The following is a 12,101-nucleotide window of genomic DNA, read 5'->3' on the forward strand; positions in this document are numbered from 1 at the left end:
CGGGCGTAGCTGCGGCACGCTCATCAATCATCATACAATGAGCGGTCGCGTAAATTTTGTAGAGAAGAAATAGGAAGAGGATACAGAAGCAAAAGACGCTAAAAATTTTATTTTGTAAATGAAAATTTAATTTTCTTGATTTGTTAGGTAGCTTTCACTATTTCAAATGTATAATCTATTATTTATTTATATTTATTGAATGTATAATCTATCATTCACTATTATTTATATTCAGCTCTATTACTTATTTATTGGTTGGAATTGTGAAAGGTAAAGTATCCTCTTTGAAAAGATCGGACAGTATCACTTAGTAGTCATTTATTTACAAAGCTAGGAAAATTGTAATTACCTTAACTTCTACTTGAAAAATCATGAGCCATTATATGGATAGTTAGCACGTTTACGGCACTATCTAATGTCTCAAGACTTATTAAACTCCTTTCAAGAAGCATACAGCAATCTCGAACTGTTTCCGTTAATGGAACGGAACGAAATGGAAAGATTTAGAGTCGAATATGGTGATGATTTGATTGCAGACCTGAACCAATTAGTGGAAGATAGTCCTAATAGAGATGGCAAAATTGTCTTTACAGGACATCGAGGATGTGGTAAGTCTACTTTGTTAGCTGAGTTTAGCAGACAAATTCAAGATAAATATTTTGTAGTTCTCTTTTCTATTGCTGACAAAATTGAAATGTCGGCTGTTAATCATATTAATATACTGTTTGCGATCGCAGTTAATTTAATGACAGAGGCAGAAGCACGCAAAGTTGATATTCCCCAATCTACTAAAGAAGCTCTTTATAAGTGGTTTGCTACCCGCACTCGCACTGAAGAATTAAATTTGCAAGCAGAAGCTAGTATAGGTTTTGACCTTTTAAAATTGATTAGCTCTAAATTAAAAGCTGATGCTAGCGTTCGAGATGAAATTAAGCAAGAGTTTGAACGCAAGTTATCAGATTTAGTTGCCAGAATTAACGAAATTGCTGCTCTAATTCAAGCTGCAACTAAACAAAATGTTTTAGTAATTATTGATGATTTAGATAAACTTGACTTAGGAAGAGTTAACGAAATTTATCGAGATAATATTAAAGCTCTCTGCCAACCTAACTTTCAAATTATCTACACTATCCCGATCGCAGTCCTTCGGGAAACATTTATCAGCACAATAATTGCCACTGAAACTAACGATCAGGTTGTGGCAATGCCTGTCTTAAAAATATTTGATAAAGGTAAAAATCGCTTTCCTAATGCCCCACCTCGCCCGGAAGCAACAAAGATTCTCGGTGAAGTTTTACAAAAGCGGATTCCTAGTGAACTAATCGCGGCAGAAACTGCTGAAAAAATCGTGATTTACAGTGGTGGCGTATTGCGAGAGTTAATTCGGATCTCTAAGGAATGTTGCCGCATTTGTTTGCGAATGATCCGGCGAAATCCCTCAGCCGAAGTTATCATTGATGATAAAATTCTTCTTCAAGCAATCAATAAAATTCGCAATGATTTTTCTATACGTTTAGGAAAACTTGATATAGATATTTTGCAGAGTGTTTATGAACAATTTATGCCCAATGACCCCAAACAAGCAGAGTTTTTGGATTTGCTACATGGGCTGTATGTTCTAGAATATCGCACTGATGAAACTTGGTACGATGTTCATCCAATTATTATCGAAAGCTTGAAAAGACAGGGAGCTATTAATGTTAAATGAAGAATTATTAGATGATGAAGGAGAAAATCTAGATGCGTATGATGATTTAATTGTTTCTATTGAAGCTCAAAAGCGGGGATTAAATTTACTGATTGCGGTTTGCGATGATGCTAGCTTTCGCGATCAGATTATTGCTCAATATGAAGCTGAACTACAACCCGCCTTGCGTCCATATCGAGTAACTTTAGCACGTCAGGAACCAAGTCTCAAAGCTACTCTTAACCAACTGGTACAACAAGAAGAATATTTCCGTCAGCAGAACCCGGCGGTAATTACTGTAACGGGTGCTGAACAACTTTATTTTCTCAGGTTGGGAAATGAGCAATCGGAACAGGAGAAATTTTTTGGTTACTTACAGTGGACAAGGGAAGGATTGCGCGAATTTCCTTTTGCGATCGTGCTTTGGGTAACTAACCAAATTTTAGTCAACCTGATTAAAAAAGCCCCTGATTTTTGGAGTTGGCGAAATGGTGTATTTCGGTTTGAATCTAAAAAGACAAATGCTATTCCTGGTAAAGAATTAGAACATATACGCTTTGTTTTTAGAGATACAGAATTAGCCAGCACAGATACTAATGAAAATAACCCTTTTTTCTTACCTATCCAAGATTTACAAAGGCTAATCGAGAAAGTCGAACAGGAACAAGGAACTAAAGATCCTACCTTGGCTACCTTATATTCAAGATTAGGTGATATTTATCGCAGCAGATTAGAGCGGGGTGAATCTCAAAATTATCAAGAAGAACAGGAATTAGCAATTAAATATTGGCGTCAGGCGAGTGAACTACAAAATGAATTAGGTTTGCAGATAGATTTAGCTACTAGCCTCAACAATTTAGCAGGAATATATCGGGCAACAGGACACTACAGCGAAGCCGAACCTTTATATAAACAAGCTTTAGAATTGAGGAAACGCCTGCTAGGAGATAACCATCCTTCTTTTGCTACTAGCCTGAATAATTTGGCAGGACTCTACAAATCTACTGGACAATATAGTAAAGCGGAACTCCTATACCAAGAAGCTTTAGAACTGAGAAAACGCCTGTGGGGAGAAAACCATGCCGATGTTGTCGCCAGTCTGAACAATTTGGCACTACTATATGATGAACAAGGACGTTATGAGGAAGCAGAACCTTTGTATCTGCAATCATTAGAACTCGAAAAACGTCTGCTGGGTGAAAATCATCCTTCTTTCGCTCTTGTATTAAATAATTTAGCGCTACTTTATTATCATCAAGGACGTTACAGTGAAGCTGAACCGTTGTCACAACAAGCAATAGAATTAGATAAGCGATTTTTAGGAGAAGAGAATCCTGATGTTGCAACAGATTTGCACAATTTAGGTTTAATATACCGCGCTCAAGGACGCTACAGTGAAGCGGAATCTTTGTTTTTGCAATCATTAGAACTCAAGCAGCATGTATTACAAAAAGCGCATCCGCTTTTAGCAGATACTATCTATGCTTTGGGTTATATGTATAGAGAACAGGGACGTTACAATGAGGCGGAACCCTTATGTATAAAAGCGTTAGAACTTGATAAGCTTTTGTTGGGAGAAAATCATCCTAATGTTGCGGAAAGTCTGAATAATTTGGCAGAAATTTATCGGGCAACGGGGCGTTATGGTGAAGCGGAGCCACTTTATTTGCAAGCTTTAGAAATTTGTGAGCGAGTTTGGGGTGTTGAGCATCTTCGTTGTCTGGCTGTGCGGGATAATTTAGAAAAACTGGCGGCGGCGATGGGGAAAAGTTAATAATAAATTACGCAGAGATGCAGATACAAGGAGTAAATTGAGCGATGTCAAAAATATGAGATGTTTTCGATTTGGTTAGCGATCGCCTTTTTCTCAAGCCAGGTTTCTACTATATAATCGCGTTATCGGAAATCGGCTCGTCAGCCATTGGAGTTTAAGAAGAAACGCGATGTCTGACGACAAGCCGCTCGGCGTCTACGCACCTTTCTTTATTTGCAACAGTGCGATCGCTTATACTCAATCCTATGAACAGACTTTCGTCTACAAACCCAAAATGGCAGAAGACCCAAAAGACCAAAACGCACCCTTGACGCTAGAAGGGTTTTGGAAAATCCTAGATTCAAAGCTCGTCAATTTAGGAACACCTGCGGCTTTGATTGCGGTTGCACTTGATTTTGCACGCAAATCTCAATGGAAAGAAGCCGGACTTTGTGTGGTAGGAGGGTTTGCTCTGTGGCTACTGATTCAGTTTGCTAATAAGCTGGCTCCACGCATTGATAAATTGCTGGACTGGATGTTGAATAATGCTGAAAAAATATTTTTGGATTTGTGGGCAAAACTAACCTCCGACTTTGAAGGCAAATACTATGAACGACTAAAGTTTGATTGTCGGGAGTATGAAATTCGGGGAATCAATCGAGGAACTTTGCAACTGGAAAATCTTTTTGTTCCTCTGAAAATGGCACAGACATCTGCCGAAAAGGTTTCTCAAAATATTATTCAGGCTCAACAGGTATTTGATCCACTCAAACAGCAAGAAATTGGGGACATTCTTGTACTGATGACGGGGGATATTAAGCAACGTCTGGTAATTTTGGGTGCGCCTGGTTCGGGAAAATCAACACTCCTCAGACATATCACTTTGTTATATGCCACACGTAAACAACGCCGATTACATCGAAAAATTCCGAAGCTAATTCCCATTTTGCTGCAACTGCGAAATGTCTACCAAGATATTATCCAAGAACCACAGCCATCTCTAGCATTAGTGATTGAGAATGCCGTTAAAAAACTGCAATCTAGCCAACCTCTAGAACCGCGTCAAGGTTGGTTTGCCAAACGTCTTCGTCAAAATAAGTGTTTGGTTATGCTTGATGGATTAGATGAAATTGCTGATGATACTCAACGACAACAGGTGAGCCAATGGGTGAGTCAACAAATCAATGAATACCGTAATACTCCTTTTATTTTGACTTCACGCCCAGAAGGTTATAAAAAAGCACCATTGCAAGGTAATTTCCTGGAATTAGAAGTACGGCCATTTACTCGTGAGCAACGCAATAAATTTATTCAAGACTGGTATAAGTGCCGCAAAAAAGAGGGAAATAACAACAAAGTAGACTTAGGAATTCGAGATAGTGCTATCAAATCGGCAAATAATCTGATTGCTCAAATTGATACATCTCAGTCTCTAAAGGTGATGGCAAGGAATCCCCTATTACTCAATATGATTGCCATCACCCATGACAGTGAAGTTACTCTGTCTACAAAGCGAGTAGATTTATACAAAGATATTTGTCGGGTATTGTTAGAGGGACGACAGCGAGCCAAAGGATTGTCTACATCCCTTTCAGCCGAGCAAAAACAAGTCGTTTTAAAGTCCCTAGCGCTGGAATTAATGCAAGAGAATACCCAGGCATTTACTTTAGATGAAACTTCTACTCATGAAAAGACATTCAAGGAAGCTAAATCACTCATTAAAGAAAAGTTAGACAGATTTCCTAATCAAACGCTTTCCCCAGAGGACTTTATCAAAAAAGATGATCTGGGTGTGCGGGAGTTAATGAGTGAGAGAGAACAAGAGGGAATATATGAGTTGGCTCACAAAACTTTTCAAGAATATTTAGCGGCTGTTGAAATTGAGAAAACAAAGCAAGAAAATATATTGTTAGAAGCATTAGCTGACGATAAAAAATTTGCTTGGTGGAGAGAAACAATTCGCTTTTATGTCGCGCAAACTGATGCAACTCACTTAATTCAAATTGCTCTGAATCATGCAACAATACCAGTGCTAACCCTTGTCTACCAATGTTGGCAAGGCAAAGAAGCCCAACAAATTGATCGAGCAGTTCAAGATCAGCTAAAAGCTAAGTTAGAGCAGGGATTAGAATCTGATCAGCTTGATGAATTTACGTTGGCGGCTGAGGTGAAGCTGGCTTACCGCCTCAGTCAGTTGAATCAAGATTTGCAGAGTTTAGACAGCTATTCTGAACAAGAAAGCCAAGCTTATGATAGCAGTTATATAACTTATGCAGAATATCAACTGTTTTTAAATGAAACAAGTTCCCCTAGTATTCTTGCAAATAAAAAACAAGCTAGCGAACCTGTAATTAATATTAGTTTTTGGGATGCTAATGGTTTTTGTGCTTGGCTGAGTTTAAGAAGTCGCAAAGATTTGGGTGAACCGGGAATCTGTTATAGACAAGTGACACACAAAGACCGACAACAGCATCCCTGCGAGGAAGATAAAGAGTACGCAGATAAAGAAGGAATTCGGCTCGTTCGGTTTCAAGTACCTACTCTTTATGAACAACTAGCCTACTACCTAGCAGCAGGTATGTGGAAAGAGGCTGATAATGAAACTGATAGGCTTATGCTTCAGGTAGCAGGGCGAGAAAAACAAGGCTATTTAGACTTGGATGACATTCGGCAATTTCCTTGTAAAGACCTGAGAACAATTGACCAACTCTGGGTAAAGTACAGCAATGGACACTTTGGTTTTAGTGTTCAAAAAGAAATTTATCTCAGTGTCGGTGGAATGTTGGAAGGAAATCAAACAAATTCGCCCTTTAACAAGGTTCTGCTTCTCCCTCCTGTTAGATGGATCTATGTTCGTTTAGGTGGTAGAGTGATGAATACAAATGCCAAAAGCGTTGAAGCCTATATCCGATTTAGCGATCGCGTGGGATGGAAAGTGGATGAAAAGTGGTTTGAACAATTAATTTTTAATACTAGTGCCTCTAAAGGACACTTACCCCTTTATTACGTCGTTGTAATGCCTCTAAGAGGGGTTTACCTACCCAATCTCTTCTCTCGCATCGAGACTTGTAAACTGTAACAGATAAAGCTTTCACAAGTTTGTAAACATTTATCACAGCCCACTTTCTCACCCAATAATCAACATTTCAAAGATCCGATACCTGGCACTGTGGACAGATAGCAGTTTGCCTTCATAAATTTTTCTGCTACCTCATGCACCTCCGTACTTTCGGTTACTTTTTGGTTATTCCAAGGTAAACTCATTTGCCCAGGCGATGACTTTTTAGCCTTACCAGCCTTAATCATCGACGGTAAAAAGCGACTACCCCAATAATTTCTCTTCTCAGGCTTTGCTTGCGATCTATATTTCTGACAAAACCTGCGATACTTCGCCGCGCATTCATCCAAAGTTCTGCCCAACTGCAAAAATGCTGGATGCCATTGAGTGATACCGTCATTACTCAAACGGTCATGAGTGCCATAATTGCTAAAGTCATAGAAAAAGCCCTGCTGTATGCTAGCTGCTTTAGGGTTAGCGTGAATATATCTCAGGGTATTTAAAGCTCGTCGTTTATCGGTATTGGCAAAACCTGTACTGTGGTATCGCTTCTCCCAAAAATGACCTGTTCGGTTCAACATTCGGTTAAAGCACATAGCAGTGTACCAGTTGAGCCAGTGCATGATTTTGGGCAATTCTTCAGGCTGTTTGGGTTCCAGCAAGTAATGTACATGATTACTCATAATGCAGAGTGCATAGAGTTTAAATCCATACTTTTGCTGTGCCTTTTTGATGGCATAAAGGAAAACTTCACGGCATTCCAACCGCGTGAGACGAAATTCTCGATTATTGCAACGTGTAGTGATGTGGTAGCAGAAACCTGGTTGAAAGTTACGACGAGGGCGAGACATTGGTAAAATTGCTAAAGTTAAGTCTATATTTCAATACGGTTCAGTTAAGGATAATCGTAGGTTAAGGTTTTTATGGCTAACTGAACCGTATTGGTCTAGATTTGGCTTTTACAATAGATTTTTTTATGACTACTGTCACCTAAGAGGATGTTTTAAAAGTCCTCCAGTCGGTAGCAAAACGTTTTAGATCCCCCTAAATCCCCCGATAAATTGGGGGACTTTTAGAGACTTTCCCCCCAATTTATCGGGGGGTTGGGGGGATCAACAAGTGCCTAAAATTACAGCCGACTACTTTTAAAACATCCTCTTAGAGCTACCTGAAGAAATTTTCTCTGCTTTGCGCTCTTTGGGAATCTATCTCTCTGACCGTGTAATCTAATCAAGCACTGGCGTTGGTGGGGGAATGATGTGCGATCGCTTTTACTGGTGTTACTGTAAATTGGTTCTCATGGCGATCGCTAACATCATCAAATCTACTAGCGAATCCCAACGAAACCAGCTTGTTCAATTGCTCTTTGCCCTTGGTCAGTTAATAAAAGATTGGTGTATGCATTTCCAATCTGCTGTTCCCGACCTTTATTCTGCTTAATAATCACAAACAAATTAGCAATCATCGGATAGCTGCCATTTTTGATCGCCTGAGTATTTAGCTGGTTGCGCCGACGTGGACACTGTTCAGGCGACACCATCGGTTCGCGATAAGCGGGAATTGCCTGACCAGAAGTCCGGCCCAATGGCAAAGCCTTCACACTACATTGAAAGACTACTGAACGGGCAGAAGCGTAATACACACCACCAGGGGTTTTACTGAGTTGGCGCACTGCTTCTGTAGCAGAGTAGACATACTGCACATTAGAGCCAAGTGCTTGCCCCTTTAAGTCGCTGTTACTAGGGAATATTACTGTATCTGCATCCTCTGGTCGTTGGGAAAAAGCTGTGATGGGTAGATTTGGCCCACCTACTTGATTCCAATTAGTAATTTGCCCCAAATAAATCTGCTGCAATTGTTCAACAGTTAAACCTGACACATTGAGTGATGGGTTGACTACCACTGCTATGCCATCCATACCCACCTGACGTTGCTCAAGGGTAAAGCCTCGCTCTCTTGCCATAGCCTTTTCTTCATCTGTGAGGGGTCGGGAAGACTGAGCAAAGTCTAGTTTCCCATCAAGCAACATCCGAATGCCGGAGCTAGAACCAGGGCTACCATTAACAGGGTTGACATAGCGTAATTGTAGTTCCGGGCGATCGCTCTGGATCTGAGAATCTACCAATTGCCGGATAGATGCCCAAGCCGTACTACCTCCGTAGTTGAATGAGGCAGGGGGAACGTCAGCAACTGTCTGAAAAGTTGATGTATTATTAGAGACGCTGTTGAAATTTTGATTAGAGGGAGAGTTAACGCTGTTGCGGGACAATAAATTTGGCTTCAATAACCACCAAAGTAATCCGCCAATAACCATAAGTGTAAGAACTTTACCAATAATCAAACCTCTGAGAAAGAGGGCTATTTCGCTGTTAATTAAAGCTTTTCTTTGATTTGTATTGTCCATATCTTGAAATTTTGTTTATTGTATTTATCTTACAGGAATATCTAAGTATTTCTCCTCCAGTAATCTTTAAATCTTTAAATTCAAAGTAAATCTGTAATAGCTAGTTAATAGCCAGCTTTATGATTGCTGCTAGATAATTAACTCTTTCTAATGTAGTGAAATTAAATTTGCTATTTGATAGTTTTTATAATGGTGCAATTGCTTTGACAGATTCTTCTATTAGGTGCTGATTTAGCTAGTAGACTATTCGTATTAGTTAGAGAGAACTCAACAAATTTTTCTAGAAAACTCTTTAGTGGAGTAGGTTGGTTTGGAAGCGATGTCCCCGTATTAATGAATGTATAGATTAAAACTATTACTATCAAACTAGTGGTAGCACCAAGACCTATGCCTAGCAGTAAAATAAAGTTTTTATAAGTTACCAAATAGCTATCATCAGCGTTTTGGTTGATGCCAGCAGGTGAGGACTGTGACAACGCCAGATCGGAATTAAGCGCTTGCAAAGCTTCTGTGGCAGACTGATAACGCTGGTTGTAGCGATCGCGAACCATTGTATCTAAAACATTTGCCAGAGCGTCACTTACCTGTGCGCGATCGCGCCAGATAACTTCTCCAGTACTGGGATCTTCTGGTAGTTGCTCAGGTATTAAACCTGTCAAAGCTTGAATGCCAATCATACCTACTGCATAGATATCGCTGCAAAGTTTTGGCTTTCCCTTAGCCTGTTCGCTTGGCATATAGCCAGGAGTCCCAACAGCAATTGTTAAGCCTGCTCCCAAAGCACCAATTTTCTTAATACTGCCAAAGTCAATTAGCACAATCTTCTGATCGGAGTAGCGCCGCATTAAGTTTTGGGGCTTAATATCTCGGTGAATAATATCGTGTTGGTGGACAAAGGCCAGCACTTCTAGGATGTCTTTTAATAAATTTAAGACTGTATTCTCGTTAAGACGCTGACCTGGTACAATTTCTTGAGTCAAGGCGTGACCGTCAATAAATTCCTGGACTAAATAGAAATCCCCATCTTCATTAAAATGGGCAAATAGTCTCGGTATTTGATCGTGGTCGTTGCCTAGCTGGTATAAAACTTCCGCTTCCCGATCAAATAGCTTTTTAGCGATCGGTAGAATAGCAGGATTGGAATCTTTTGGGTGAAAATGTTTGACGACACAATGGGGTTGTCCTGGTAAATCCAAGTCAACGGCTAAGTAGGTATCACCAGATCCTCCGCTTCCTAAGTGTTTGACAATCTCAAAGCGATTCCGAAGTGTTTTTCTGGCAATAGAGTATCGATATCTGTTACGTATAGCACCTCCTAGCAAGTAAGTATTACCAGATTCTCCGCTTCCCGTCAGTTTGACAGTCTCAAAGCGACTCCGGAGGGTTTTTCTGACTAGAGGGTTCTGGCTCATGTGGCGTATACTATTTCTTAATTTACTGACCATTCAGAGCTTGGGTGAGATTATGAATAGCTGCCGCTAAATTTACTGGTATTTGAGGCAGTTAGCCATCGGGCGACCTATGCTTTGGATACGTTTGGTGCTTTATTGCTTTATTTAATACCTATATAGGTATCTTAATACAAAATTAATTGTATGAAGTACTTCTGTAATATTATCACTTAAGTAAATTAATTTAACAGTAGTCCACAGTATTTAAACTGTGGGCAGAGGACAATATTTATGAGTCAGGATGTTTATTTATTTTAACTGTTAAGTCTGATTACTGACAAAACTTTCAGCCGTAGAATTTAAAGGCACAAATACCCTTACAGTGTTTGCCACAATTTGGCGATCGGATTTTAGTCATTACTAACTGCGATCGCATTGTAATATGAATGTGAGTTCGACAGCAAAACTAAAAAAGAGCAGGTCAGTCTTGAGGTAAATACTGAGTGATGGTTTTTGAGATACATAGGTGTAACTTGTCAATCACTCACATTTTATTATTTCGCTCTACTTATAATTCTGGCAAATCGGTAATGCGTATTTGCTTGCGATAACGCAATGAATATGTGAACTACTCAAATGAGAAAGCAAAATGGCGAATTACAATGTTTGCGATCTCTCAAAGACCTTCAAGTTTCTACTTTCATGACTAGAAAAAATATTAGGACTGCCTTTCCTGAAATTAAATCCGCGTAAATTTGCGAACTTCTTTTATTGATTGGTTTATTTCGTCCTTGGAATATCAATTTACAGCATATTAACTGGTTATTCAATAGTTTATACAAAATATCCTACTTTTCCTACTTTTCCTACTTTTTACTTGCGTCTGTATCACTTGCAATAACTCAGTTGCATCTAGCAATAGTAATAGTGGGAATAGTCTGCGCTTGTTTTAATATATTTTTTGTAACTCTATCTTAGGTAAAGGATAAATATGCGTTATCCAGAACCCTTGTAGAGATGTAGCAATGCTACGTCTCTACATTCTTTTTCCCTCATATTTTTATTCTGTTAATTAAAAAAGCCCCCTAGTGGGAGCTTATTAAGTTGTCCGCGTGGAGTGAACAACTAATAATTAATACTTACAGTAGATACAGTAATCCGAACAAAATAATCCAAATCACGTCAACGAAGTGCCAGTAGATTTCGGCGGCTTCAATGCCAAAGTGCTTTTCGTTACTGTAGTGACCCGGAACGCGCGATCGCCATAACACAGAAACAATCGCTAAAACGCCGATGGTAACGTGCAATCCGTGGAAACCAGTCAAAACGTAAAATGAACTAGCAAATAAATTGGTAGTTAAACCAAATTCCAAATGGGTATATTCATATACTTGACCTATCAAGAAAATAGCACCCATCGCCGCCGTAATTGCTAACCAGATTCGCGCACCTCTTGTATCGTTCTTTTTGATCGCAGTGTCGGCATTGTGCATGACAAAACTACTAGAAATTAGATTGATGGTGTTGACTCCAGGCAGCAATAGTTCTAATTCTGGGGTACCTGCTGGCGGCCACACAGGTAAGGTAGCACGGAAAGCTAAGTAGGCTCCGAACAGTCCCATAAAAATCATCCCTTCAGCAATCAGAAAGACAATTAGCCCAAACAGGCGATGATCTGGATGTTCTTCGTGATGACCGACGGACGCTTCCGCCGCGTGGTGATGATTCAGTTCGGTTTTAGCTGGGTCAATAGTTTGACTTTGCATGAATTTTTAAAGGATAAATTGGGGAGTGGGGAGATGAGGGAG

The 12,101-nt window shown here is 39.6% G+C and carries 8 protein-coding genes; 3 read left to right on the plus strand and 5 right to left on the minus strand.

Annotated elements, in window-relative coordinates; all coding sequences use genetic code 11:
- Positions 1-415: 415 nt before the first annotated feature.
- The 3 genes from V7K62_RS17915 to V7K62_RS17925 all read left to right on the plus strand — a co-directional run bounded on the left by V7K62_RS17915 (position 416) and on the right by V7K62_RS17925 (position 6,519).
- Positions 416-1,708, plus strand: coding sequence for an ATP-binding protein (locus tag V7K62_RS17915; protein WP_334866267.1), 1,293 nt, complete (start codon positions 416-418; stop codon positions 1,706-1,708).
- Complete coding sequence (locus V7K62_RS17920; RefSeq protein ID WP_334866269.1) at positions 1,698-3,461, plus strand: tetratricopeptide repeat protein; 1,764 nt, start codon at positions 1,698-1,700, stop codon at positions 3,459-3,461. Before V7K62_RS17915 ends, V7K62_RS17920 begins: the two co-directional genes overlap by 11 nt.
- 169 nt (positions 3,462-3,630) lie before the next feature.
- Positions 3,631-6,519, plus strand: a complete 2,889-nt coding sequence (locus V7K62_RS17925; protein WP_334866271.1) for a GUN4 domain-containing protein — start codon at positions 3,631-3,633, stop codon at positions 6,517-6,519.
- 59 nt (positions 6,520-6,578) lie between these two features.
- Here V7K62_RS17925 and V7K62_RS17930 read toward each other — a convergent pair whose 3' ends face one another.
- The 5 genes from V7K62_RS17930 to V7K62_RS17950 all read right to left on the minus strand — a co-directional run bounded on the left by V7K62_RS17930 (position 6,579) and on the right by V7K62_RS17950 (position 12,059).
- Positions 6,579-7,349, minus strand: a complete 771-nt coding sequence (locus V7K62_RS17930; protein ID WP_334866273.1) for a transposase — start codon at positions 7,347-7,349, stop codon at positions 6,579-6,581.
- Positions 7,350-7,728: 379 nt separating this feature from the next.
- Positions 7,729-7,857: a hypothetical protein gene (locus tag V7K62_RS17935; protein WP_334866275.1), complete on the minus strand. Its 129-nt coding sequence runs from the start codon at positions 7,855-7,857 to the stop codon at positions 7,729-7,731.
- Positions 7,826-8,902, minus strand: a complete 1,077-nt coding sequence (locus tag V7K62_RS17940; protein ID WP_334866277.1) for a PstS family phosphate ABC transporter substrate-binding protein — start codon at positions 8,900-8,902, stop codon at positions 7,826-7,828. Before V7K62_RS17940 ends, V7K62_RS17935 begins: the two co-directional genes overlap by 32 nt.
- A 170-nt stretch (positions 8,903-9,072) precedes the next feature.
- Positions 9,073-10,314 (minus strand): serine/threonine-protein kinase, encoded by a 1,242-nt coding sequence (locus V7K62_RS17945; protein WP_334866279.1) that lies wholly within the window; start codon positions 10,312-10,314, stop codon positions 9,073-9,075.
- 1,118 nt (positions 10,315-11,432) lie between these two features.
- Positions 11,433-12,059: a cytochrome c oxidase subunit 3 gene (locus tag V7K62_RS17950; RefSeq protein ID WP_334866281.1), complete on the minus strand. Its 627-nt coding sequence runs from the start codon at positions 12,057-12,059 to the stop codon at positions 11,433-11,435.
- Positions 12,060-12,101 lie beyond the last annotated feature (42 nt).

The sequence above is a fragment of the Nostoc sp. genome, assembly GCF_036917935.1.
Taxonomy (GTDB): Bacteria; Cyanobacteriota; Cyanobacteriia; order Cyanobacteriales; family Nostocaceae; genus Nostoc.

Coding starts and splice junctions, on each gene's coding strand:
- V7K62_RS17925 (WP_334866271.1), top strand. CDS start 3,631: ATGTCTGACGACAAGCCGCTCGGCGTCTACGCACCTTTCTTTATTTGC.
- V7K62_RS17945 (WP_334866279.1), bottom strand. CDS start 10,314: ATGAGCCAGAACCCTCTAGTCAGAAAAACCCTCCGGAGTCGCTTTGAG.
- V7K62_RS17915 (WP_334866267.1), top strand. CDS start 416: ATGTCTCAAGACTTATTAAACTCCTTTCAAGAAGCATACAGCAATCTC.
- V7K62_RS17950 (WP_334866281.1), bottom strand. CDS start 12,059: ATGCAAAGTCAAACTATTGACCCAGCTAAAACCGAACTGAATCATCAC.
- V7K62_RS17940 (WP_334866277.1), bottom strand. CDS start 8,902: ATGGACAATACAAATCAAAGAAAAGCTTTAATTAACAGCGAAATAGCC.
- V7K62_RS17920 (WP_334866269.1), top strand. CDS start 1,698: ATGTTAAATGAAGAATTATTAGATGATGAAGGAGAAAATCTAGATGCG.
- V7K62_RS17930 (WP_334866273.1), bottom strand. CDS start 7,349: ATGTCTCGCCCTCGTCGTAACTTTCAACCAGGTTTCTGCTACCACATC.